The organism is Pseudomonas sp. S9, from assembly GCF_000222125.1.
Lineage (GTDB): Bacteria > Pseudomonadota > Gammaproteobacteria > Pseudomonadales > Pseudomonadaceae > Aquipseudomonas > Aquipseudomonas segetis.
In genome coordinates this window covers 438,173-462,639 of sequence record NZ_AFFX01000001.1, presented here as the reverse complement: position 1 = coordinate 462,639, position 24,467 = coordinate 438,173, and the positions used below count along the sequence as shown (strand labels likewise).

Below are 24,467 nucleotides of genomic sequence, written 5' to 3'. Positions count from 1 at the left end.
CTACGCAATATCATTGCGCCATTAATTAAATTAAAAGTTGTAGATGTAGTTCATATAAAACCGATTGGCATGATGAGTAATGATCCCAGCTGGTCCATAGGAAGCCGCAAAGCGATTGACTTGATCGGGCGTGCCCTTTGTCGTGAACTCATTATGCAACCAGGCCAGACCAAGCCCGCTCAACATACCGGTGAAGTTATATTGGAGAACGGTTTGAAACTCGCGCCGAGAGAACCCGTTATAACCGGCGGCATGATCGGAAAACGCATAGTGGCTGTCCAAACGTAATTGAGGCACGCCGATAAAATCAAAATTCGTACCGGCAGATACGCGGTACATCTCTTCGTTTTCCGCACCAAAATAATAGAAAAGCTTGGCGCTGCTATTCCAAGTGCCATGATCGGCACTAAAGAACAATCGATCGAAATCATCACCGCTGACTTTGTTGTAGTCGACACCCGCATATGCATGACCGAAGCGATACTTAGCCGACAGTTCGATATAGCGGGCATCGTGCGAGTTCTCGGCCTCGTACAAGCCAGGCACACCTTGGTAATCGAACAGTTTGCCAGCATCCTGCTGCATTCCATGGGTGGCATACAGGTCCAGGAATTGATCAGCCGACAATTGAAAGCTGTGCTTGATCTTGATCGAGGACGCCTTCAGGTAGTCTTCAGATTCAGCATACTCGGCAAGGATTTGCGTGCCATCGTCAAAGGAATAGTTCAGCGCATAGAGCCGCATGGCATCAATTTTTTCACCTGAAAAATTAGTCAGGTCGTCGGCCCAACCGGACTCGTTCCTCGCGCTGAAACCATTGATATAGCTGTACCTTGCCTCAAGGCCACCAAATCGATACTCCATATCGGCACCCAGTGTTGAAGGCGGCAGAATGCGTGAAATGGGATCGTCGAAATACAACCCATAGCGCCGGCTTTTCTTGCCAACACCATAATTGAACTCGCCCGCCTCCCCGACCAGATGCCCACGCAGATAAGCCTCCACCGGTTTGGCGATACCGTGGGGCGACTGCACTGTATCCCCGGCTTCGAGATTGCTGATACTGGTCGCTTTATTTCCAACCTCCAGCGCATCGGCCAGTCCATAGCTATAGTCCAGTCCCACCAGATCTTCGTACCATCCAGACTTGTAACTTAACAATGTCGCCTGAACCCACTCATCTCGCGTGGGCCCAACACCATTGCCATGATCCTCGTTCCAATAATACTGGCTATAACGAATGGACATGCGGCTGTCCGCCACAAAGGAGTTGCGCTCTTGCGCCTGGGCAGATGCAATCATGGCAAGCGACAAGGCATATAAAGTAAATGACTGGCTGTTGTTCACAAGCGACCTTTTTATTATTGGAGGTTGTCATAACATCCGATCCTACCTGCCACGAAACTTTTGCTCTTTTGAATACGTGCCAAAGTTATTTAGATTCCCTGCCAATCTAATAAGCACTCAATGAAGTAGCGAAAAACAAGCGCGATCATTCTTCCAGCATCATATCTTTGACCAAATGCAACCAGCCTTAGGTTTGGAATACAACCGACTAACGTGTTTTAAATTAAAAAAGAGGTCGACGCTGAAATTGGACAGTGAGGGCAGCGCTAATGATCAACTCGCCCAACCATATCCGCGCCTCACCGAAACACTAGAGTTCAGCGCAGCTGTAATATGCATTGATGGGTTCTTTGCAGCATCGGCATTGCTGATGTTGGCAATGGACGCCCGGCCACGGCACAAACTTGAACCTATGGGAGGAAGAAAAATGAGCGACACATGGAAGATCAAGCCGCTACAGGAACGCATCACTGCTGAATTCCCAGAAAAGTCCGCCAAAGCAATCCCCATACTCGTTTCGCTTGGACGCTCCACACAATTGTTCCGATACCACATACGCCTGGCCTATAAGGCCTACGAAGACTTCAGGCCTGAGGATGACCCAAGCGGTCGGCAGTACACACTTCACACGTTGGGAGGCGGGGATCAAGACGCTTGGTTTAACGCAAACCTGCAAAGTGAAGCCAACACAATTGCCTGCATTAGCACAGTGCTCAACACCTTTGAAACATTCGGACAATTGCTTGTTGCGCTGGGAATGGCCCAGTGCAGAGGGCTCTTAGACCCTTACAAAGCTCAAAATGGGCTTTCCGAAGGTGAGCTTAAGGACTTATTGGGTAAAGCTCTAAAATCAACTGAATACAAGTATTTAAAGGCATTTACCAACACCACCAAACACTGGCAATTGATTGTCCATCGACCAACCATTTCGTTCAAAGAGGGTCGGCGTGGGGGGAAAATCAAAAAATTCGAATACAAAGATCAGTCATACCCTGCCTGCTGGGTAGAGGATGCCCTAGCATACGCAATAGAAGTCCAAAAGCACCTAGTTCTCTGCGGTCAGGCCCTTAACAACCTGTATAAAGTTCCAAGTATTTAGGAAATGACAAAGCAAACACAGAACCTTGCGCCCTGAGCAGTACCATTTCCATCTACACCAGAAAACAAAAAGCCCCGCAGATCGTTGATCTGCAGGGCTTTTCTGAAAGTGGCGGTGAAGATGAGATTCGAACTCATGATACGATTTCTCGTATACACACTTTCCAGGCGTGCTCCTTCAACCGCTCGGACACTTCACCGGATCTCGTCAGGCATTGCTGTCTGTCGAGGCGCGCTAATGTATCCGAACAAAGCCTTAAAAGCAAAAGTTTTTTCCGAGTTTTCATGCGCTTACCCTCTGCCCTGCTCCTTATGCGGTAAATCCGGGCAGGGCCTGTTTCTAATTCGACAGGCCAGGATAAGGCATTGCAATGCCGCGGCTGGATCAAGCCCACTCTCTACAAGACGGTTGGTGTTAGCGAGACCCTCAAAGCTCTATGCGTGATAAAGCGCGCCATTGGTGACTCACTGGTCGCTCATTGTGCTTTACCGGAACGTGCCGGATGGGTAACGTCAGCCCATCTTCAGCACAAGGATTCCGACCATGAGCGACTTGATCAGCTACCAACTAGAAGATGGCATTGCCACCCTGACCCTGAACAATGGCAAGGTTAACGCCATCTCGCCTGATGTAATTGCTGCCTTTAACCAGGCGCTGGATAAAGCGGCGCAGGATAAAGCGGTGGTAATCATCACAGGTCAACCGGGCATCCTTTCGGGCGGTTATGACCTTAAAGTCATGACTTCCAGCCCGCAAAATGCAATTGACCTGGTCGCTGCTGGTTCGACCCTGGCTCGACGCATGCTGTCGTTCCCCTACCCGATTGTTGTCGCCTGCCCTGGCCATGCAGTTGCAAAAGGTGCGTTTATTTTGCTCTCTGCCGACTACCGCATCGGCACTGAAGGCAAATTCAGTATTGGTCTCAATGAGGTTCAGATCGGCATGACCATGCACCATGTGGGCATTGAGCTGGCACGTGATCGCCTGCGTAAGTCTGCATTCCATCGTTCGGTAATCTGCGGTGAGATGTTTGATCCGCAAGGTGCTGTAGAAGCAGGCTTCCTTGATAAGGTCGTGCCCGCGGAACAGCTTATGGCGGCAGCACAAGCAGCGGCCCAGCAGTTGAAGAAGATCAATATGACCGCGCACAAGAACACCAAGCTCAAGGTCCGCAAAGCACTGCTGGAAACACTCGACACAGCGATCGAGCTGGATAGGACCATCAGTCTGTAATACTTCGCCAATAATGCTAAGGCCCGGATTTTCCGGGCTTTTTTATGTCCTTCATATCCGCACACAGCTGAGTGATCAGCTGCAATTGCTGAAAACAGTTTACAGCCGTACACTGCGCGGCTTTTAGGTTGATTGGGTGTACCAAATGCTTTTCATTCTGCGCATGGCGTTAATGGGCGTGCATTTTATCGTTGCCGGAGTGTTGGGCTTGGTGGTGGGTATTTGCCGCCCATTCAATCCAGATAACAGCCGCATTTGCGCCCGAATCTACTCATTGCCTGCATTGCGCATTCTCAACCTAAAGCTCAAGACCCAGACTGAAGGGCTGCGTGATCACAGCCAGTCATGCGTGATAATTGCCAACCACCAATCCAATTACGACCTCTACGTACTGGGTCGGGTTGTGCCCTACCGCACCGTGAGCCTCGGCAAGAAAAGCCTCAAGTGGGTCCCTTTCTTCGGTCAACTGTATTGGCTGGCTGGCAATATTTTGCTTGACCGTGGCAACTCGCGCAGCGCCAAACAGGCAATGTTGCAGACCACCGAAACGCTCAAGCACAAGAACACCTCGATTTGGGTGTTCCCGGAAGGGACACGTTATCCAGGCCCGCAAATGCTGCCATTCAAGAAGGGCGCTTTTCTGATGGCAATTGCTGCAGGCGTGCCAATTATCCCGGTCTGTACCAGCACATATGCCAACAAGCTACGCATCAACCGATGGAACAGCGGCACGATAATGATCCGCTCGCTGCCCGCAATTGCGACCACGGGCCTGACCATCGCCGATGTGCCCGCACTGATGGAAAGCTGCCAAGCGCAGATGCAGGCCTGTATCGACAGCATGAATAAAGAGATGGCCGAAGCCTGAGTTGCCCAGCCCGCCTTGGTAGCGGTTTTTTTTGTACCCCAAATGCGCCCGGATGCAGCCATTGATGATCATCTCAGGCTAAGCTGGGCGCCATGTGCAGAAAAACCAGGTCGAAAATGGATAACAGCGTCGTTGCCGCAGCAGTTTACAGCCACGGGAAAAAAGTCACGGACATCAGCCTGGAAGATGGCGTTAGCTGGCTGGGCAAGCCCGGACACTTCGCCTGGATTGGCCTGAAAGACCCTCAGCCCCATGTACTTACCACTCTCCAGGCGCAATACAACCTGCACGAGCTGGCAATTGAGGATGCACTGCTGCGCCATACCCGGCCAAAGCTGGAGACCTTTGGCGACGCGTTATTCATGGTGCTTTACTCACCGATTTTCGAAAACGGTGAGCTTGAGTTTGTCGAGACTCAATTATTTGCTGGCACCGGCTACGTGATCAGTGCCCGCTACGGCCAGTCCGCGCCCTATTCACGCGTGCGCCAGCGCTGTGAAGCCCGCCCCTTGCTGCTCGAACACGGCGAAGACTTCGTGCTCTACGCCCTGCTCAGTTTCGTGACAGAAAACTACCGGCCGATCATGGACAGCTACAACAGCACGCTTGAGGAAACCGAACAAGCGGTGCTCAAGGACGCCCTGACCATGGCCGATGCAGTGAAAATCCAGGGCCTGCGCCGTGACCTGCTGCGCCTGCGCCGTAACATCGGCCCCTTGGTGGAAATCTGCCAAGAACTGCAACGCCTCGACTTTCCCTTTATCGATAAACAAATGCGTCCGTACTTCAGGGATGTGGCGATCCATGTCAACCGCCTGCTTGAAGACCTCACCGCACTGCGCGAAATGGCTGACCATGCGATCGAGATAGGCTTGCTGGTGGAGTCTGCGCGCCAGAGCGTTACCCAACGCAAGTTCGCGGCCTGGGCGGCGATCCTGGCCTTCCCAACGGCCATTGCCGGCATCTATGGCATGAACTTCCACAACATGCCCGAATTGAGTTGGCAATACGGTTACTTTGGTGTACTTGGCTTGATTGGCTCAGGCTGCATCGGCCTGTATGCCAGCTTCAAGTACAACGGCTGGCTGTAGAAGCAGAAGACCCAGCACAGGGCTGGGTCTTCTGCTTGAGACTAGAGCCTGGTGATCAGGCCTGCGCCTGGCGCCCGTTGGCAACAAAGCGCATCATCCATTCGGCAACAGTTGTGCCCTGGTGATCATCCTTGAGGCTGTCGACACCCTTGCGATAGTTGTGCTCGCCAATATGCTGCTGGCGGATATCCAGCAAGGTCTTCGAGTACTCGTGGACGAACTCGGGATGGCCCTGGAAGCACAGGACCTGGTCTTCAATGCAATAAGCCGCAATCGGACAGAACTCGCTGGACGCCAGCAAGGTGGCATTTTCTGGCAGCCTGGTCACCTGGTCCTGGTGGCTGATCAGCAAGGTCAGGTTGTCCAGCGCCGGGGTCATCCACTGGGCTTTGCTGGCCATCTCATAACGATGAATGCCCACGCCCCAACCTTGGGCAGCACGCTTGGCCTCACCGCCCAACAACAGGGCCAGCAATTGGTGACCGAAGCACACGCCAAGCAGTTTGTCGCCACGCTGATAGCGCTCAAGCAAGTAGGTCTTGAGGGTCTGAATCCAGGCGTCTTCGCCAAATGAATCAGCCTTGCTCCCGGTGACCAGGTAAGCATCGTATTGCTCGCTATCGGCCGGATACTCGCCTTGCATAACGTTGTATACGGTGAACTCGGCGGCAATTGGTTGATGCGCGAACAGGCGCTCAAACATCTTGCCATAACCTTGATATTGATCGATCAGCTCGGGACGAAGTACGTCTGTTTCAAGAATACAAATTTGCAGCGCCATGGAATTGTCCCTGATGCACCAGTGGTGGTAATTCGTTTTTCGGTTGGTTTGTAGCAAAAATCTTTCCAGGGACGATAAACGGCGCGATCAGTGCCGCCAATCCCCCACGGTTTTTGCGAGCGCCCGTAGCCTGCCTTGAGAAACCCTGCATGGCAATAGGCTGATGTTAAATCTGACCGACGTCGAGATACAGCCTGTTTATCTATCAGTGATCGTAATAGTCACCATAACGACCATTCACTTCTGTTAATACCCGGCGCGGAGGATTATCGCTCCATCGGGCAGCCGCCCACATTGGATAAAAGGATACTCGCCATGAACAACTTTGCCGCAATCGCCAGCTTGATCGCCGCCTCAGCCTTCGCTGCACCCGCCAACGCGGACAACCAACGCACCCAGAGTGCGCAACAGGCACAGAAGCCGGTTATTTCGTCCAGCAAATAAACCAGACGCGGCCTCACAGCAGCGCAGGAAACGAGCCATGACTGTCGAATTCATCACTCAGCAAAATGTCTACGCAGTAACTTACGCCACACTTGATGAGCGCGGGATTCACTACGAGTCCGAGCTGGCGATCCAGCTAGCTGATGGCAAGTTGACCACGCTACGAATGCCGACCCAACTCAGTGAGCGCAAGGCGATTGAACGAGTGCTTTGCCAGCAGTACAGCTGTTAAGCAAGGTTTCCCGCTGTTCTCAACCAATGCTGTAGCCCGGGGAAAACCGGATAGTCCGGGCTAACGGCCCGTCGCAAAATTCACAGACAACTTCCAGCCCTGACAAGTGGTGACGCTTTAGTGTTGCTCAAAATCAGCACTTACAGGGCTCACCCTTACCAACCAAGGACCCATGACACCTCATTCAAGGCCAGTGCATCATGAAACTGAAAAATCGTAACCTGCTTATCATCGCGGCACTGGCAATAATGACCAATGGCCTGTCTTTACTGGGATTCAACTACGGTTCGGCCGGGGCGCTGGCACGCACCATCGAGTGCAATTCACAAATTGCGCACAACCTGAAGGTCGCCCAAGGCTTGAAACCCATTACCGGCAAACCACCAAGCCGAGTTGCCCTTGCCTTTGCCAACAGGTTCGAGCCGGTGGATTTCGCCTAGGCAAAATGCACAAGAAAGCCGGCCCTGACAGCCGGCTTCCGAATCGAACCAAGCCTTGTTAAAAGGTTTCGCCCTTGGCCGCCTTGTCCAGCAACAAGGCAGGCGGATTGAAGCGCTCGCCGTACTGCTGGGCCAGGTATTCGGCGCGAGCCACGAAATCCTGCACGCCATATTGGTTGATGAATTGCAGCGCACCGCCCGTCCAGGCCGCGAAACCTATGCCAAATATCGAACCGACGTTGGCATCGGCAACCGAGGTCAAGACGCCCTCTTCCAGGCAACGCACTGTTTCGATTGCCTGGATAAACAGGATGCGATCACGCACGTCTTGCTGGGATATTTGTGCAGATGCCTGCTCGAACCGTGCCTTCAACTCAGGCCACAGATGTTTCTTGGCGCCTTGCGGGTATTCATAAAAACCGCCACCGGCTGCCTTGCCTGGGCGCTTGTATTCGTTGAGCATCATATCGATAACCGCAAAAGCCTTGTGCTCAGGCAGTTGCTTGCCCTCTGCGGCGAGGTCCTTGATGCTTTGCTGGCGCACGTGGTTCATCAAGCTCATCGAGACTTCGTCACTGATCGCCAACGGTCCCACTGGCATCCCGGCTTTGCGAGCCTCATTTTCAATCAGCGCGGCACTGACGCCCTCGCCCAGCATGGCAATACCTTCGTTGGTAAAGGTACCGAACACCCGCGAGGTGAAGAAGCCACGGCGGTCATTGACCACGATCGGCGTCTTTTTGATCTGCATGACATAATCGAAGGCACGGGCCAGGGTTTCATCACTGGTGTGCTCGCCACGAATGATTTCCACCAGCGGCATTTTGTCGACCGGGCTGAAAAAGTGCAGGCCAATAAATTTTTCGGCCTTGGCCACAGCTTGGGCCAGGCCTGTAATCGGCAAGGTTGAAGTATTTGAAGCGATCACCGCATCACTGAGCGCATGTTGCTCAGCGGCCGCAGTGACCTTGGCCTTAAGCTCGCGGTCTTCGAAAACAGCTTCGATGATCAGGTCGCACCCTGCGAAATCAGCTTCGTTGTCGCTCGGCTTGATCAAGGCTAAAAATGCATCACGCTTTTCAGCGCTCATGTGGCCCCGTGAAACTTTCTTATCAAGCAGCGTGGCTGAATAGGCCTTGCCCTTTTCGGCGGCCTGCAACGATACATCCTTGAGCACCACTTCAATGCCAGCCGCGGCTGAGACATAGGCAATACCTGCGCCCATCATGCCCGCACCAAGCACACCGACCCTGCGCGTGACACTGGGTGCGAAACCTTTGGGACGCGAACCACCGGCGTTGATTTCATTGAGTTGGAACCAAAAGGTGCCAATCATGTTTTTCGCGACTTGGCCGGTGGTCAACTCGGTGAAGTAACGGGTCTCAATCAGTTGCGCCGTGTCGAAATCAACCTGTGCCCCCTCGACTGCCGCGCACATGATTTTCTCGGGTGCAGGGAAACAGCCTTTGGTCTTGTCGCGTAATACTGAGGGTGCAATCGCCAGCATCTGCGCCACGTTTGGACTAGCCGGAGTTCCGCCCGGAATCTTGTAGCCTGGGGTGTCCCAAGGCTGTTTTGCATCTGGATTAGCGTTAATCCAGGCCCGGGCCTTGGCCATCATGTCGTCTTTGTCGGTCGCCAGCTGATGAATCAAGCCAGCCTTCAAGGCTGCATCCGGCCGCACTTTCTTGCCTTCAGCCAGATACGGCAATGCCTTCTCAAGACCCAGCAGGCGAACCATTCGTACGACACCGCCACCGCCTGGCAATAAGCCAAGGGTGACTTCAGGCAAACCAATTTGCACGCTGCTGTTATCCAAAGCGATGCGCTGATGGCAAGCCAGGCAAATTTCCCAGCCCCCGCCCAATGCAGCACCATTGATAGCAGCCACTACGGGCTTGCCAAGCAGTTCGAGGCGACGTAATTGCGCCTTGATGCCGAGTACCATGTGATAGAAATCACTGGCATCTGCCTTGGTGACCTTGATCAACTCGTTCAAGTCGCCACCGGCGAAAAAGGTTTTCTTGGCTGAAGTGATGATCACTCCAGCGATACTGTCTTTCTCAGCTTCAAGTCGATCAACAGTCGCCGCCATCGCTTCGCGGTAGACCGCATTCATGGTATTGGCGCTTTGCCCCGGCATATCGATGGTCAAGACGACTATATTGTCCTGATCTTTGTGGTAGCGGATTGCATCTGTCATTTTAGTTTGTCCCTACACTTGGCAGAGGTTCAGCGCAGCAGGACACAACCGCTGCCCGTGACGCTGACCGCTCGTTAAATTCGTTCGATGATGGTGGCGATACCCATGCCGCCGCCGACACACAGGGTGGCAAGGCCGTAGCGCAGCTCGCGTTTTTCCAGCTCATCGAGCAAGGTGCCGAGAATGGCACAGCCGGTTGCTCCCAGCGGATGGCCCATGGCGATCGAGCCGCCATTGACATTGACCTTGTCTTCGCTGACGCCCATGTCTTTCATAAACTTCATGACCACAGAGGCGAAAGCTTCATTGACCTCGAACAAGTCAATATCGGCGATATTCAAGCGTGCCTTGGCCAGAGCCTTGCGCGTTGCGGGCGCAGGGCCGGTAAGCATGATGGTTGGATCAGTGCCCGTTACGGCGGTGGCGACTATACGCGCACGAGGTTTGAGCCCAAGCTCGCGCCCCTTGGCCTCGGAGCCAATGAGCATCAATGCGGAGCCATCGACGATGCCTGAGCTATTGCCCGGCGTATGCACGTGGTTGATACGCTCGACGTGGCTGTAGACCCGAAGTGCCGTGCTGTCGAACCCCATCTGCCCCATCATTTCGAAGCTTGGTTTCAGCTTGGCCAAGCCTTCCTGGGTCGAGTCGCCGCGAACGAACTCATCGTGATCAAGCAGCACTATGCCGTTTTGATCAACCACAGGAACCAACGACTTGGCGAACGAACCATCTGCCTTGGCCCGCGCCGCCTTCTGTTGCGAACGCAAGGCGTAGGCATCGACATCCGCACGGCTGAAACCTTCGAGCGTGGCGATCAAGTCTGCGCCAATCCCTTGCGGGGTGAAGTGGGTATGTAGATTGGTTTCGGGGTCCATCACCCATGCGCCACCATCGGACCCCATTGGAATCCGCGACATCGATTCAACGCCACCGACCACCACCAGATCCTCGAAGCCCGAGCGTACCTTCATGGCTCCAATATTGACCGCTTCAAGACCCGAGGCGCAAAAACGATTGAGCTGCACACCCGAGACACTGACATCCCAGTCGGCAACCATGGCTGCTGTCTTGGCAATGTCCGCGCCTTGGTCCCCGACCGGCGTGACGCAACCCAGCACGATGTCATCAACATGACTGGTATCAAGGTTGTTGCGAGCTTGCAGGGCATTGAGCAACCCTGCAATCAGGTTGACCGGCTTGACGCTGTAGAGCGCCCCGTCCTTCTTGCCTTTGCCGCGTGGCGTGCGTACCGCATCAAAAATATAGGCTTCGCTCATAACGTCTTCAAACCTCCTGTGGAAGGTGATCGCAGCGCCAGTCGGCAACGTGCTTGATCTACTAATGAGCACCATACGCCGTGGAACGCCAGCCTCAATGACCAATGTGCTCAGCGCCATTGACCGCTCTGATCAACCGTACAGTCCTGCCAGCGCAACCTCGGTCAACTCTCAGACAAACGGTTCTGTGATGGCATTTTGTTATAAAAAAGCAATGGATGCCTCTGGCACAAGGGTTGCTTGAGAGCCACAAGAAAGAAACATAACAATGAGTTACTAAAGCTTGAGTGCTAACAACCAAGTCTTCTAGATTTTTTATGCTCCGAGCCTAAAGTTAGATTTCCACATTCAAATAACAACTTTGCTTAACCACCCGTAATAGCTGCCGTACCTGTAAAAATTAGGCGCGAAGTTTCTTCAATTGAAGAGTTGACGTGCGTGCCCGGATGTTCGCTTGCTACTCCAACAATAAAAGGCAATTGCCATGCGTAATCAGCCCAAAATCCGCCAAGCCAGCCTGATTGTATTTGTCGTTACAGTCGTGCTGATCATCCCGAACCTGACTCACATCATCAGGTAACCCCCTATAGCTTGCCTATAGCTTGACTATAATTGATGGCGACTTGCTGGCTGTATCGCAGGTTTCGCCAGCCGTTGTATCGCCCAGGAAAACATCGACAACAAAAGCGGGTTTGCTGGTATGTTTAACTCACCAGCAATGATCGAAGGAGAGGATCATGCGCACCTTGATAGCTTTGCTCGTCCTATTTTCAAGCGCCACTATTCACGCCGCCGATGTCGATCAGCTCGCCGCTATAGATGCGATTCAGACAGAGGATGCCCTGTTAATTGATGTGCGCACCGATGAGGAGTTCTCAACCGGTACCTTGAAGGGTGCCCAGCATGTCGAATACCAGGATATTGCTGGCAAGATCAGCCAATTGCAGCCCGACAAAACGGCGCCAATCGTATTGTTTTGCAAGAGCGGCCGTCGTTCGGGCATCGCCCAGGACGAACTGGTCAAATTGGGTTATAGCAATGTCATCAATGCTGGCGGCTATGAGGAACTGCAATCGGTACTTGAGGCGAGCGATTGAAAGGCTATTTTCTCCCCTGTGCGGCGCTGCTCTCATTCTGTTTGAACATTGCAACCACCCAAGCTGCCGAGCTGACCCTAGAGCTAGGCGACCAAGGGCAAACCTGGTCGACCGCCGAACTGCTTGCACTGCCGCAAACACGCGACATCACTATTGCCAGCGACGTAAGCTATAAACGCAAGATGCACTACAAAGCAGTGCCGCTGGCAGTTCTGCTCAAGTCGGTAAAGCCTGGCGAGCATATCCAGGCAATCGCTGCCGATGGGTTTGCCGCCGAATTACCCGCCGCTCCCTTGCTCAGCACGCAAGGGGCTAGAGCCTGGTTGGCGATAGAAGAACCGTCAAGGCCATGGCCGATACTGGGCAACAAAGGCTACAGCGCTGGCCCCTTCTACCTGGTTTGGGAAAATCCTGAGGCGAGCAATATAGGTTCAGAACAATGGCCTTACCAGGTTGCCAAGTTTCGCTTGTTACCTTCGGTTGCCGAGCGGTTCCCTAACCTCTTGCCAGCGAATGATGCCAGTGAAGATGTACGGCTTGGCTTGGCTCAGTACCAGAAAAACTGCATGGCTTGCCACCGCTTGAACAAGGCTGGTGACTCCCAGTTTGGCCCGGACCTGAACCTGCCGCACAACCCGACCGAATACTTCAAGCCAGGGTTTCTTAGCCGCTACATCCGCGACCCGCAAAGTATGCGGCATTGGCCCCAGGGCAAGATGCCAGGCTTCAGTGAAGCCAGCATTAGCAACACCGAGCTCAACCAATTGCTGGCGTATTTAAGCCATATGGCGAGCCGCAAGGTCGAGTAAATCCCGTTAACCCAGGTATTGCCCAGGTGCTGGCGGCAGTTCAAGCAAGGTCCGTTGCAAGGCCTCGCCCCACTGCTGGCGAATCCCTTGGTAATAAGGGTCGTCCTGGGTCACGCGAAAACCATTTGGCACTTGCAGGCTGTTGGCGTTATAGACCAGCACATCCAAGGGCATGCCAACAGAAAGATTGCTGCGAATCGTGGAATCAAATGAAATCAGGGCCGTAAGCAAGGCATGCTGCAGGCTTGAACTGTTATCCAGCGAGCGATCGAGAACCGGTTTGCCATATTTGCTTTCACCAATCTGGAAATAAGGCGTGTCTTCGGTCGCCGCAATGAAGTTGCCTTGCGGATAGATATTAAAAAGCCCCGCTGCCTCACCGTTAACCTGCCCGCCGACAATAAACGAACAGCTCAGATCGACGCCTTGCATCATCACGCCATTGCCATCACGAGCCATCACTTCACGCATGGTTTCACTTACGAGGGTGGTCGCCTGGTACAGGCTTGGCACGTTGTTTAGGTTGGCGCCTTCACCGTTCAGGCGCTGCTGCAACAGACTGATCACCGATTGCGAAGTAGCCAGGTTGCCAGCAGTTTGCAAAACAATAATTCGCTCGCCCGGTACACCAAATACATGCAGCTTACGAAATGTGGCAATGTGATCTACCCCTGCATTGGTGCGCGAGTCAGATACAAACACCAAGCCTTGCTCCAAGCTTATGCCGACACAATAGGTCATAAGAAATCCTTTCGTAAAATGACAGGGCCCAGCATTTGCTGGGCCTTTGAGGTGTATTGCCGTTATGCAAAAAACGGCTATTGGGCCTGCACCATGAACATAGAGGAAACATCGACATGGGCATGCATTTGCTCGCCACCACCGCCACGGCGCATGCCACGTACCGGGCAGGCATCGAGGTAATCCAGGCCAACCGCGAGCTTGAGGTGGCGCTCGGGCAGGGTCAGGTTATTGGTGATATCAAAGCTGTACCAGGCATCGTCCAACCATGCCTCAGCCCATGCGTGACTGGCGAGGTGATCGCTGTCATCGGTGTACAAATAGCCTGAGACATAACGCGAAGGAACACCGAGACTGCGTGCACATGCCAGGAATGCATGGGTGTGATCCTGGCAGACACCACGACCGGCGGCGAACGCATCGGCGGCACTGGTCTCGGTCGAGGTGACGCCTTTCTCATAGCGAATATGGGCGTTCAGGGCCTGCATCAAGTCAATCATTGCCGTGCGGTCGCGCCGAGTCTTGCATTGAATGTTGGCAAACTCGCGCAAGGCTTGGCTGGGCTCGGTCAAGCGTGTCACCCGTAAAAACGGCAGGGCCGACTGCGACTCATGCTCGAACTCGCAGTTTTCATCGATATCAACCTGGCCGTGGGCGCCAATGACGATATTGTCATGGGGGACATCAACCGTCAGCACATGCAGGATATTGCCATAGGGGTCGCGCTGGGCACGTACCGGGCGCGGCAAGTTAAGCTCCCAGTTGATGACTTGCTGCCTCTCGCTCTGCTGCGGGGTTATACGCAGGTACTGGATGCTGGAGCGAACTTGTTCATCGTATTGATAGGTGGTGTCGTGGCTAATGGACAGTCTCATGCGACCTCCAGGTAAGAGCTATGGATGGCTTGGCCCAGTTCACGAATCAGCAGAATCAAATCATTCAGCCAAGTGTGCAGGCCTTCGTCCAACACTTCGTCAATGGTTGTGTAGCGCAAACGCGCTTCAAGCTCTGCAGCCAGACGTTGTGCCGGGCGACCGTTGTCACCTGGCAAGCTAGTCAGCATCGAATACAGCTCTTCTGTGCACGAACGCAGTGAGCGTGGAACCTCGGTACGCAGTAGCAACAGCTCAGATACTTTGCGTGCCCCAGGCGACCCACGATAAATCTCGGCAAATGCCTCGAATGAAGACAGTGCACGCAACAAGGCAGTCCACTGGTAATAGCTGCGTGCCGAACGCCCGTCTATTTCGTCGATGTCTTCACCAAGCAGCTCATAGCGCGCATCCAGCAGGCGCAGGGTGTTATCCGCACGCTCGATAAAGGTTCCCAAACGGATAAACCGGTAGGCTTCGCCGCGCATGATGGTGCCGAACGTGGCGCCACGGAACAGGTGCGAGCGTTCCTTGACCCATTCGCAAAAATGGCTGATTCCGTATCGAGCGATCCCCTGCTGGGCAATATCGCGGACCTCTAGCCAGCTGGCGTTGATGTTTTCCCACATATCAGCGGTGATACGGCCACGCACGGCATGGGCGTTGGTCCGGGCAGCTTGCAGGCAGCAATAGATACTGGCTGGATTATTGGCGTCGAGCCCGAAAAAATTGAGCATGCGCTCGGCATGCATTTCCCCGTGCTGTTCCAGATACTCATCCAGCGTACCCGTGATGATCAGCGGCATGGCCAGCTCATCAAGGCCATTGCCGTGATCGTCCTGCGGCATCAAAGACAGCGAGTAGCTGACTTCGAGCATTCGCGCGAGATTCTCTGCGCGCTCCAGGTAGCGTGACATCCAGTACAGGTTGGAGGCTGTGGTACTGAGCATAATTAGTCCCCCACTATCCATGTGTCTTTGGTTCCGCCACCTTGTGAGGAATTGACCACCAGCGAGCCCTCTCGCAGGGCCACGCGGGTTAATCCTCCGGGTACAAGACGGGTTTCCCGACCTGACAATACAAAGGGTCGCAAATCGATATGCCGCGGCGCGATGCCGTTTTCAACAAAGGTCGGACAGGTCGACAAGGACAAGGTTGGCTGGGCGATGTAGGCCTCAGGCCGGGCAATCAAGCGTGCGCGGAACTCTTCGATCTGGGCCTTGGTTGAGGCAGGCCCGACCAGCATGCCGTAGCCGCCCGAGCCTTGCGTCTCCTTCACGACCAAGTCAGGCAGGTTGGCCAGCACATGTGACAAGTCCTTGGGCTTGCGGCACTGCCAGGTCGGCACATTCTTAAGGATAGGCTCCTCTGCCAGGTAGAAACGGATCATTTCATCAACGTACGGATAGATTGATTTATCGTCCGCGACCCCAGTGCCCACCGCATTGGCCAATACCACATTGCCCGAGCGATAGCTTGCCAGCAGTCCCGGCACGCCCAGCATGGAATCGGGGTTGAAGGCCAGCGGGTCAAGGAAAGCGTCATCAAGGCGGCGATAAATCACGTCAACGGGTTTCGCGCCAGCAGTGGTGCGCATGTAAACCTTGTCGTCGCGCACGAACAAATCGGCCCCCTCGACCAACTCGACCCCCATCTCGCGGGCCAGAAACGCATGTTCGAAGTAGGCACTGTTGAATCGTCCAGGTGTCAGCACAACCACCGTTGGATTTTCCATCGGACTGGATGACTTCAGCGTATCAAGCAGCATGTCCGGGTAATGATTGATGGGTGCGACCCGCTGGGCTGCAAACAACTCAGGAAACAGCCGCATCATCATCTTGCGGTCTTCGAGCATATAGCTCACACCACTTGGCGTACGCAGGTTGTCTTCAAGCACGTAGTAACTGCCATCACCGTCGCGCACAAGGTCGACGCCGGAGATATGCGAGTAGATATTGCGGTGCAGATCGAGTCCTTGCATCGCCAACTGGTAACCTTCGTTGGCAAGTACTTGCTCGGGCGGAATGATGCCTGCCTTGAGAATGCGCTGGTCGTGATAAATATCGGTCAGGAACAGGTTGAGCGCCTGCACCCGCTGGATGCACCCACGCTCGACAATGCGCCATTCGCTGGCTGGGATACTACGGGGAATAATGTCGAATGGAATCAGTCGCTCGGTGCCCTGATCATCACCATAGAGCGTGAAGGTAATACCTGCGCGGTGAAACAGCAGATCTGCTTCGCGCCGTCTCTGCGCCAGCAGATCACTGGGCGTATCTGCCAGCCAACGGGTAAACTCCCGGTAATGAGAACGGCACTCACCATTGGCCAAGTACATCTCATCATAAAAGGTGTGGGTCATGCCTAACTCCTTGTCACCCATATGTTCCATCACGTTGCAAAGCCCGAGCCACATGATATTTTTGTTGTAAATCAGATAGTTATTTAACAACCGAAAATATCAGGCACCGAAACAGTGCAACGCATCAAGTGCCCCGGCATGTCCTGCGCCAAGGCGAAGCATCTTCAATTTATTCTTTATCTCCCCTACTTATTTAAATATAGACAGCTTCAGCTCTTTAACTCAGACCGTTCAGCCGAGCGTAAAGTTCGGGCGCTTGGCTCAACCAGTGGCGATAGAAGCCCTCGGCAACCTGGTTCAATGCCCCAACCTTGTCATCAAGCTTGTCCAGCATGACTTCGCACGACTGCTGGCTGGGCTGGCTGGCATCGAGCAAATGCGACCAGTCATGCAACCATTGGCGGACCAGTTCTGCGGTCATTTCTGGATGCCCCTGCAATGCCAGGATCTTATCGCCCCAAGAAAACGCCTGGTTAGCGCACCAGCGATTAGACAACAGCGGCTGGGCTCCTTCAGGCAGAGCAAAGGTATCGCCGTGCCACTGGAAAATATCAAAGTCGTCAGGAAGGTGTGCCAGCCACGGGCTTTGCTCAGCACCTGCAACGATGTCCATGGCTTGCCAGCCACTTTCGGTATAAGCCATCTTGCTGACTTGCGCACCTAGAGCCTTAGCCAGCAACTGGCCGCCCAGGCAGTGGCCAAGCAGCGGAATATCACGGCTGATAAAGTGCTTCAGCGCGTTGATTTCAACCTGCAGCCAAGGCAATGGGTCATTGACGCTCATTGGCCCACCCATGATGGCCACGGCCTTGGGCCTGTCCAGGTCGTAGCCTTCCAGCTGGTTAAGGTCTGCCCGCAACTCGGTGAACGACAGCTGAGCGTCATCAAGCACCTTTGCCAGATGGCCCGGCGTGCAGTAGTCGATGTGGGTAATAATCAGAATATCAGTCATATGGCCTCCGTTGTGCCAGTCTCGCGCATAAGCGCGTCGGAGGTCGACAGGTATCGCGAAAAGATGCTTGAGGTGCACGCCAGCCGACAGCTGTTGGCCGGCATGCATTGCCTGGGTCAACCGACCGGCAACAGGTCCTTGCGCTCTTGGGTTACGCCCCAACCCTCAAGTTTCCCACCCAAGGGGTGAACCACGGAGCCCAGATCCTGCTCAAAATCACCAATGCCGTAGTAGGTCGCGAACATTACCTTGCTGACCTGTAAATGCCAGGCACCATCTTCACGGGGTGTGACTTGGGCATTGAGCGATTCACCACGAAAATTTGTAGCCGCCATGCGAGCCCGTTCCTCGTCGGGAAAAATGGCGTAGAACTCGATGGGATGAAAGCGCGCGAAATCAAAACCACCTTCTTTCATGCGCTTTAGGACATTGCTGCTGACATCATCTTGCATGACTATGCTCATGATACGAACTCCTCAGGCGATGGTTGGATGCTGCTCTTCCATTGCAACCGCTTGGACTTCAGCGGTGTCGCGACACCTAATAGCGTGTCGCCCGAGTATCAACAAAGTGCAAACTAGGTCCTGACTGATGTGTCATAGGCTTGGCATGAGACCAAAACCTGAAGACGCTGCGTTATTGAGTGCAATGGTCCTCCTTCCGTTACACACCACTGATGATGTTTTATCTGCACGCGTCTGTATGCAGAATAGCGCCGTAAAAAAAATTGTGCATGCTTTGCTTATAGCTTGTGACATTTCCATTGCAGCCCGAGCACGCAGCTTAACGCTCGGGCCTATGATGCAGGCGCCCTATCGACGGCTCAACCAGCGCATACTCAAACGCGTGAGCCATGCCGGCGAAACCTGACCTGCCCAGTACATCAACTTAAATTGCAGGCTGATCGGTTGATGTACAGCATGGCTATCGACTTGCCGCCAAACTGCATCGGCTATTTCGCTGGCCTGCAGGTTAACCCCCATGCGCAACAAGCTTGCCGGCACATGCTGCTGACTGCTGACCATTGGGGTATTCACAAAGGGAGGCATCAGGTCTGCTACCTTGATCCCATGACGAGCCCACTCCAGCTCCAATGCCTCGGTAAAACCACGAATGGCAAACTTCGAGGCCGAATAGGTTGCCATTTCTGGCACACCATAAAGCCCGGATGCCGACCCCATGTTGATCACTTGCCCAGTGCGTGCTGCCTTCAGGTAAGGGAATGCGGCGTGGGTCATGTTACAAACACCCAATACATTTATCTGCATGATGCGGACATGCTCGGCATGTTCGATTTCTTCGAAATAGCCAAATCGCAATATGCCTGCACAGTTGAACAACAATTGGAGCTGGCCATCATTTTTTGCGCAAAACTCAGCCAGTGAGGCCTTGACCTCGGCAATATCGGTAACATCCAGTTGGCGATACCAGCAACCACCGAGTTCGGTAGCCAGATCGGCCAGCGCTTCGGTATTGATATCCAGCAAGCCAACCTGCCATCCGCGCGCATGGAACAACCGCGCAGTAGCCGCGCCAATACCCGAAGCGGCACCTGTGATCAGGATATTATTGTTCATGAAAGCCCCTTTTCGCGTATGAAACTGACAACCTGCGCAAGTGCGTAGTCGGATACCTTGAGTAAGCCAGCATGGGCTTGAAATACATGCCAGACGCCTGGGTAAAACTCTAGCCGTACATCCAAGCCAGCCTGCTTGGCGCGCTGCTCAAAACGCAAGCTGTCATTGAGTAACAGCTCTTGCTCCGCCACCTGAATCAATATCGGTGGCAAGCCAGTTAAATCAGCAAAGACTGGAGAGACAGACGGGTCCTGCGGGTCTATCTGGCTGGGCAGAAAATCACGTCTTGATTGCTCCAGCCATGCATGACTGAGCATCGGGTCGCCCCCTTCTGGCTTATGCAACTGGGCAAGGCTGAAGTCCGTCAGAGGCGACAAGCAAACCAGGGCGCTGGGCAAAGCAATCCCAAGATCGCGCAGACGCAAAGCGGTGACCAGGGCCAGGTTTGCGCCTGCTGAATCGCCCGCAATAACGATTTTACTGGGCGCAAAACCCTGCTCGAGCAACGCTTGGTACGCAGCCACAGCATCATCACGGGCAGCCGGAAACGGATGCTCCGGCGCTAACCGGTAATTCAATGCGCAGAGTTGAACCTGTGCGGTGCTCATCAATGTTTTACAGATAGCCCGGTGCGTATGGGCGCCACCGATGAGGTACGCACCGCCGTGCAAATATAGAATGATGCAGTCACTTTCCTGGCTTGGCTTTTACCACTCACATGAACGCCCAGCGATCTGGCCTTTGGTGCGACTGCCGTCGGTTTCAACCAGGTGCACCATCGTCAGCGCTGTCACCAGCCCGCGTTGCAGTGCAACAGGTACAGGTGGCCTGACGATGCTGCGAAACAACAGCCGCAACACGCCACGCAAGACCGAGCGCAACACAGGCTGGGCATCGCTTGGTGGGGTGAAGCGCTCAGGGGTGACGTGATAATCCTGCAGGTCCGGGGCCCGTGTAATAAATCGATAACTGAAGGTATAGCCCGGCCAGTTATTGGTGTTCTTGCCAGAAGCAGTCTGATACCAGCTGGTGCACCCCTGATCCCACACCGTACGGTGGATAGCGCTTTGCACCTTGCTATTGAATCGACGCTGCACAAGCGGCTTCACATCCAGCGCCGTCAGGTTGAAGCGGTCCAGGGCTGCAATACAGCCGAGCACATAGCGAAACTGGCTCTCGAGCATATAAATGATCGAGTTATGCCCCAGGTTGGTATTGGGTCCGTACAGCAGAAACAGGTTCGGAAAACCACTGACACTGATGCCTTTATAGGCTTCGGCGCCCTCTGCCCACGCCTGATTCAGGTCCAGGCCATCGCGCCCGGTTATTTTCATCGGAGCCAGGAAATCGGTAGCAGTGAAGCCTGTGCCGTAAATCAGCACATCACAGGGGTAAGCCACGCCGTCTTCGCTAATAACCTTATCGCCAGCGATTTCCTTGATCCCCTGGGTGACAACCTCGACATTGGCCTGGGCGAGCGCCGGGTAGTAATCGTTGCTGATCAGAATGCGCTTGCAGCCCATGGGGTAATCAGGCTCCAACTGCTTGCGCAATTGTTGGTTGGTGATGTTACGGGCGAGCGCATGCTCAAAGCGAAACCTCATGGTTTTGAGCAGGGCCGGATATGATACAAATGCCAGCGCACGTGCTTCATGCTGGATATATTTGAGACAACGATCCACTTTCTGCAGCCAGCCAAAACGCCCCATCACCGCCAACTCCCAAGGCCGGTAGGCGCGATCAGGCTTGCTGATCACATAGGCCGCGGAGCGCTGAAACAGTGTCAGGCGAGCCACTTTTGGCTGGATCTGTGGCACAAACTGAATGGCTGAGGCCCCGGTACCTACAACCGCGACGCGCTTGCCTGCCAAATCGATGTCATGGCGCCAGCGAGCCGAGTGAAAAACCTCGCCTGTAAAGCTGTCACGCCCTGGTATCGAAGGGTATGCAGGTTGATTCAACTGGCCGCAGGCACTGACCAGTACTTGTGCAAAAAACTGCTCGCCACTGACCAGGCTAACTCGCCACCCCGAGTTTTGTTCTTCATAAACGGCGCCAGCGACCTCACTGTTGAAACGAATATTGCGCCGCAACTGATACTTGTCTGTGCAATGGCGAATATAGCTGTGGATCTCGGCTTGCGGAGCAAATTTACGGGTCCAGTCCAACTTGGGTTCGAACGAGTACGAGTAGAGGTGCGACGGCACATCACAGGCCGCGCCTGGATAGCTGTTGTCACGCCAGGTACCACCTACGTCATCGGCCTTCTCCAGGATCAAGAACTTGTCGATGCCTGCTTTTTGCAACTGTATGGCAAGCCCAAGACCGGCGAAGCCGCTACCGATTATTAATACGCGTACGTCCGTACATGTTTCGGGTTTTTTATTCATTTTTAGAAGCCCAGAATGCTGACATGTCTCGCGAAATGCGGTTTATCTCCCACCTCGGGACTTATGGCATAACCGGGCTGCGGATTGTGCCCGCAAATAAAATATGTCCTGTCGAATGGCCGATATGCCGCACTGACAGGCAGTAAACCTCTACAACTATTCTTACAGCCGGGTCACTAAAATACCCAAGGCCAGTGGCAGCCAGGCAAAAAAAAGCCGCACATTCAGTGTGCGGCTTTCGGCTCAACCCATGTGGCTTACTTCTGGTTGAGGCTGTCTTTTACCCCGGCACTGTTATCAAGCAAACTCTTGGTTGCGGTTTGGATAAAGGCTTCAAGATCCTTCTGCAGCATTGGGTCTATATCAGTATGCAGGCGGGTCGCACTCGGCTTGGCACCCAACTGGTATTCATAGAGGCGAGGCTCAAAGCCCTTTGGCTGAATCAGTATGCGTTGAGGGGTGACTATTGCGACGGTCTGCTCACCGCCCGAAGGCTTGATCACACCCATGCCCTGGTCCCCTTCTGGCAAATTCAACAGGTCGCGCCCCCAGCATTGATGCCGCACCTTGCCACCGAGACGGCCCATGATAGTGGGCACAACATCAACCTGCGTGCCCACATTGTGATTGACCTTGCCAAATTTCTCCTGGATGCCGGGTGCAATCAGGAGCAAGGGAACATTGAAGCGGAACAGGTCCATTTCGGTCAGTTGCACGTCACTGCCCCAACCATGGTCGCCAACGACTACAAACAGGGTGTCCTTGTAGTACTTGGACTTCTTCGCCTTTTCGAAGAACTGACCCAATGCCCAATCGGAATAGCGCATGGCGGTCAGGTGTTGGTCGGCAGAACCGTGACCGGTGACAGGCTCAACCGGCAAGTCTTCGGGCAAGGCATAAGGCGTGTGGTTGGACAGGCTTTGCAGCAAGGCATAGAACGGCTTGTCCTTACCGGAAAACCTTTGCTCCAGTTCAGCGGCACCACGGTCAAACATGTCCTGGTCCGAAACGCCCCAGGTCGGGTCCATATAGACAGGATCAACAAAGTCTTCACGACCGATAAAATTCTTCATGCCCTGATTGCTGAAGAACCCCGACTGATTGTCCCACTGGAAATTACCGTTGTAGACATAGAGATCGTCATAGCCGCGGGCACTGAGCAACTGTGGCAACCCTGAAAACTGGTGCGCGCCTTCCGGTGTGCGCATCAGGTATTCAAAACTTGGCAGGTTAGGGAAACAGGCCATGGTCGCAAACATGCCCTGATGGGTATGGGTGCCATTGGAGAAGAAGCGATCGAACAGCACGCCCTCCTCTGCCAATTTGTCAAAATAGGGCGTGATGTTGCCTGGTGCACCAAGCGCGCCGACAAAGTGGCCAGCAAAGCTTTCCAAAAGGATGACCACCACGTTTTTGACTGGCAGGGTGTTCTCCACTGGCGGGGTGAAGTCACGGCGGATTGCCGCGGTATCGGCATCGACCAGCTTGTCATGCGGGGTCAGTAGCATTTTGCGCACTGTTGCCAACGCTTCCTCATCCGGCATGGTTGATTTCCATGCGTTGTCGCGATGCGAAGAGAAGCTGGCCATTGCAGCAGACGTCAAGGTCAGCGTGCCATTGAGGCCAAGTTGGTTAGCGAACATCGATTCAGTGGTATAGGCATCGCCCCAACGCAATGGCGGGCCCTGGCGCAGGTGGCCACGAGCGGCAACAACTGCAATCAGCAAGCAGACAACAAATACCGAACCGCGAAGATACCAGGCTGGAGCCGATGCATCGCTGCGGGTCGATGTTTTCGGCCGGCTGAGCAGGTCCAATGCTTTAAACAGCTTGGCCAGCAGCCAGGTCGCAACCGCCCAGGCGATCAAGTAGCGCGCGACTGGAAAGCCGTTCCAGATCATGCTCATGACGGTCTTGGTGTCTTCCTGGAAGTACTGGAAAACCAGGCTGTTCAAGCGCTGGTGAAACTCCCGGTAGAAATCCAGTTCGGTAATCCCCAGGAACAAGGTCACACTGGCGAAGAAGGTCAACCAGACACGATGAAATCCACGGGCAGCCATGGCTTTAACGCTGAGCAGTGACAACAGCAAGGGCGCACAGGCATATACAACCAGGCGAAGATCGAAACGCAAACCATTGTAAAACGCTTCGATGAAACTGGAAACCGGCGCATCGTCAATCAATTCGCGGTTATAGACCAGCAGCGCCACGCGCAATAACGCATAGATAACCAATAGCGCCACGGCACAAAGAGCTGTGAAGCCCAAGTGACTTCTAATCGTCGGCGTGAAGCCCTCCGCAGCAGGTGCCCCGGCTGTCTTGTTAACCTTGGTAGTCATGTAGTTCCAAATCCGTTAAGCAAACATTGATAACTGACGTCAGCACCTTGGTTTCATGCAGGCTGCGCGGTAACAGGTGCGCCAGCCCAAGCGGGGCACAAAACCTGTGAATAGATTCAACCTGGTTAAACACTGACTCTTGCCACAGGCGCTAGAACGTCCTGCGCAGCGCCTCTGGGCGGTGCTGAGAATAAATCAAGCCACTGGCTGCAAGTGTGAAAATTCCGTTTTTTGCCCTGCATTTCTAACCGCAGCGCTGGCACAATTTGTTTCTGCTTGGCATTGACCCACAAAAAAGGGCCTTGGCAGG

The 24,467-nt window shown here is 54.0% G+C and carries 23 protein-coding genes and 1 tRNA gene; 9 read left to right on the top strand and 15 right to left on the bottom strand.

Annotation, left to right across the window (positions count from 1 at the left end):
* Nucleotides 1-30: 30 nt before the first annotated feature.
* Nucleotides 31-1,347 (bottom strand): OprD family outer membrane porin, encoded by a 1,317-nt coding sequence (locus PSES9_RS0102140; RefSeq protein ID WP_010483534.1) that lies wholly within the window; start codon nucleotides 1,345-1,347, stop codon nucleotides 31-33.
* A gap of 427 nt (nucleotides 1,348-1,774) precedes the next feature.
* Between PSES9_RS0102140 and PSES9_RS0102135 the strand changes: the two genes are divergently transcribed.
* Nucleotides 1,775-2,446: a hypothetical protein gene (locus PSES9_RS0102135; RefSeq protein ID WP_157998226.1), complete on the top strand. Its 672-nt coding sequence runs from the start codon at nucleotides 1,775-1,777 to the stop codon at nucleotides 2,444-2,446.
* Nucleotides 2,447-2,555: 109 nt separating this feature from the next.
* Here PSES9_RS0102135 and PSES9_RS0102130 read toward each other — a convergent pair.
* Nucleotides 2,556-2,645, bottom strand: a tRNA-Ser gene (locus tag PSES9_RS0102130).
* A gap of 344 nt (nucleotides 2,646-2,989) precedes the next feature.
* Here PSES9_RS0102130 and PSES9_RS0102125 point away from each other — a divergent pair.
* From PSES9_RS0102125 to PSES9_RS0102115, 3 genes are all read left to right on the top strand, one after another.
* Nucleotides 2,990-3,679 (top strand): crotonase/enoyl-CoA hydratase family protein, encoded by a 690-nt coding sequence (locus PSES9_RS0102125; protein WP_010483530.1) that lies wholly within the window; start codon nucleotides 2,990-2,992, stop codon nucleotides 3,677-3,679.
* Between the two features lie 145 nt (nucleotides 3,680-3,824).
* Nucleotides 3,825-4,547, top strand: a complete 723-nt coding sequence (locus PSES9_RS0102120; protein WP_010483527.1) for a 1-acylglycerol-3-phosphate O-acyltransferase — start codon at nucleotides 3,825-3,827, stop codon at nucleotides 4,545-4,547.
* A gap of 116 nt (nucleotides 4,548-4,663) precedes the next feature.
* Nucleotides 4,664-5,638 carry a magnesium and cobalt transport protein CorA gene (locus tag PSES9_RS0102115; RefSeq protein WP_010483526.1) on the top strand — a complete coding sequence of 325 codons (975 nt, stop codon included), beginning with the start codon at nucleotides 4,664-4,666 and terminating at the stop codon, nucleotides 5,636-5,638.
* A 55-nt stretch (nucleotides 5,639-5,693) separates the two neighbouring features.
* Here PSES9_RS0102115 and PSES9_RS0102110 read toward each other — a convergent pair whose 3' ends face one another.
* Nucleotides 5,694-6,419, bottom strand: coding sequence for an amidotransferase (locus PSES9_RS0102110; protein ID WP_010483524.1), 726 nt, complete (start codon nucleotides 6,417-6,419; stop codon nucleotides 5,694-5,696).
* Nucleotides 6,420-6,734: 315 nt separating this feature from the next.
* On the opposite strand from PSES9_RS0102110, the gene PSES9_RS25475 reads away from it, so the two are divergent.
* The 3 genes from PSES9_RS25475 to PSES9_RS0102095 all read left to right on the top strand — a co-directional run bounded on the left by PSES9_RS25475 (nucleotide 6,735) and on the right by PSES9_RS0102095 (nucleotide 7,535).
* On the top strand, nucleotides 6,735-6,863 hold the full coding sequence (locus PSES9_RS25475; RefSeq protein ID WP_274377954.1) for a hypothetical protein: 129 nt from the start codon (nucleotides 6,735-6,737) through the stop codon (nucleotides 6,861-6,863).
* A 37-nt stretch (nucleotides 6,864-6,900) separates the two neighbouring features.
* Nucleotides 6,901-7,095, top strand: a complete 195-nt coding sequence (gene ptrC, locus PSES9_RS0102100; RefSeq protein WP_010483522.1) for a type III secretion system co-regulatory protein PtrC — start codon at nucleotides 6,901-6,903, stop codon at nucleotides 7,093-7,095.
* Between the two features lie 200 nt (nucleotides 7,096-7,295).
* Nucleotides 7,296-7,535 (top strand): hypothetical protein, encoded by a 240-nt coding sequence (locus PSES9_RS0102095; protein WP_010483520.1) that lies wholly within the window; start codon nucleotides 7,296-7,298, stop codon nucleotides 7,533-7,535.
* A 58-nt stretch (nucleotides 7,536-7,593) separates the two neighbouring features.
* Here PSES9_RS0102095 and PSES9_RS0102085 read toward each other — a convergent pair whose 3' ends face one another.
* Both PSES9_RS0102085 and PSES9_RS0102080 read right to left on the bottom strand, forming a co-directional pair.
* Nucleotides 7,594-9,738 carry a 3-hydroxyacyl-CoA dehydrogenase NAD-binding domain-containing protein gene (locus tag PSES9_RS0102085; protein WP_010483518.1) on the bottom strand — a complete coding sequence of 715 codons (2,145 nt, stop codon included), beginning with the start codon at nucleotides 9,736-9,738 and terminating at the stop codon, nucleotides 7,594-7,596.
* 74 nt (nucleotides 9,739-9,812) lie between these two features.
* Nucleotides 9,813-11,018: an acetyl-CoA C-acetyltransferase gene (locus PSES9_RS0102080; RefSeq protein ID WP_010483516.1), complete on the bottom strand. Its 1,206-nt coding sequence runs from the start codon at nucleotides 11,016-11,018 to the stop codon at nucleotides 9,813-9,815.
* 737 nt (nucleotides 11,019-11,755) lie between these two features.
* Between PSES9_RS0102080 and PSES9_RS0102070 the strand changes: the two genes are divergently transcribed.
* Both PSES9_RS0102070 and PSES9_RS0102065 read left to right on the top strand, forming a co-directional pair.
* Nucleotides 11,756-12,115, top strand: coding sequence for a rhodanese-like domain-containing protein (locus PSES9_RS0102070; RefSeq protein WP_010483514.1), 360 nt, complete (start codon nucleotides 11,756-11,758; stop codon nucleotides 12,113-12,115).
* Entirely contained in the window at nucleotides 12,112-12,924 is an 813-nt protein-coding gene (locus PSES9_RS0102065; protein WP_010483512.1) for a c-type cytochrome, read from the top strand. The genes PSES9_RS0102070 and PSES9_RS0102065 overlap by 4 nt, the downstream gene beginning before the upstream one ends.
* Before the next feature lie 6 nt (nucleotides 12,925-12,930).
* On the opposite strand, the gene PSES9_RS0102060 is transcribed toward PSES9_RS0102065, so the two are convergent.
* The 10 genes from PSES9_RS0102060 to PSES9_RS0102015 all read right to left on the bottom strand — a co-directional run bounded on the left by PSES9_RS0102060 (nucleotide 12,931) and on the right by PSES9_RS0102015 (nucleotide 24,157).
* Entirely contained in the window at nucleotides 12,931-13,665 is a 735-nt protein-coding gene (locus tag PSES9_RS0102060) for a proteasome-type protease (RefSeq protein WP_010483510.1), read from the bottom strand.
* A 77-nt stretch (nucleotides 13,666-13,742) separates the two neighbouring features.
* Nucleotides 13,743-14,540 (bottom strand): transglutaminase family protein, encoded by a 798-nt coding sequence (locus PSES9_RS0102055; protein ID WP_010483508.1) that lies wholly within the window; start codon nucleotides 14,538-14,540, stop codon nucleotides 13,743-13,745.
* Complete coding sequence (locus PSES9_RS0102050) at nucleotides 14,537-15,487, bottom strand: alpha-E domain-containing protein (RefSeq protein ID WP_010483506.1); 951 nt, start codon at nucleotides 15,485-15,487, stop codon at nucleotides 14,537-14,539. Before PSES9_RS0102050 ends, PSES9_RS0102055 begins: the two co-directional genes overlap by 4 nt.
* Before the next feature lie 2 nt (nucleotides 15,488-15,489).
* Nucleotides 15,490-16,899 (bottom strand): circularly permuted type 2 ATP-grasp protein, encoded by a 1,410-nt coding sequence (locus PSES9_RS0102045; RefSeq protein ID WP_010483504.1) that lies wholly within the window; start codon nucleotides 16,897-16,899, stop codon nucleotides 15,490-15,492.
* Nucleotides 16,900-17,116: 217 nt separating this feature from the next.
* A complete protein-coding gene (locus tag PSES9_RS22905; protein WP_051120902.1) occupies nucleotides 17,117-17,851 on the bottom strand; it encodes a type 1 glutamine amidotransferase in 735 nt (244 codons plus the stop codon).
* A gap of 116 nt (nucleotides 17,852-17,967) precedes the next feature.
* Complete coding sequence (locus tag PSES9_RS0102035; protein ID WP_010483500.1) at nucleotides 17,968-18,315, bottom strand: ribonuclease E inhibitor RraB; 348 nt, start codon at nucleotides 18,313-18,315, stop codon at nucleotides 17,968-17,970.
* Nucleotides 18,316-18,663: 348 nt separating this feature from the next.
* Nucleotides 18,664-19,428 carry an SDR family oxidoreductase gene (locus PSES9_RS0102030; protein ID WP_010483498.1) on the bottom strand — a complete coding sequence of 255 codons (765 nt, stop codon included), beginning with the start codon at nucleotides 19,426-19,428 and terminating at the stop codon, nucleotides 18,664-18,666.
* Nucleotides 19,425-20,111, bottom strand: a complete 687-nt coding sequence (locus PSES9_RS25135) for an alpha/beta hydrolase (RefSeq protein WP_029529325.1) — start codon at nucleotides 20,109-20,111, stop codon at nucleotides 19,425-19,427. The genes PSES9_RS0102030 and PSES9_RS25135 overlap by 4 nt, the downstream gene beginning before the upstream one ends.
* A 24-nt stretch (nucleotides 20,112-20,135) precedes the next feature.
* Nucleotides 20,136-21,818, bottom strand: a complete 1,683-nt coding sequence (locus PSES9_RS0102020) for a flavin-containing monooxygenase (protein WP_010483494.1) — start codon at nucleotides 21,816-21,818, stop codon at nucleotides 20,136-20,138.
* 257 nt (nucleotides 21,819-22,075) lie between these two features.
* Nucleotides 22,076-24,157 carry an LTA synthase family protein gene (locus PSES9_RS0102015; RefSeq protein WP_029529324.1) on the bottom strand — a complete coding sequence of 694 codons (2,082 nt, stop codon included), beginning with the start codon at nucleotides 24,155-24,157 and terminating at the stop codon, nucleotides 22,076-22,078.
* Nucleotides 24,158-24,467: the final 310 nt, after the last annotated feature.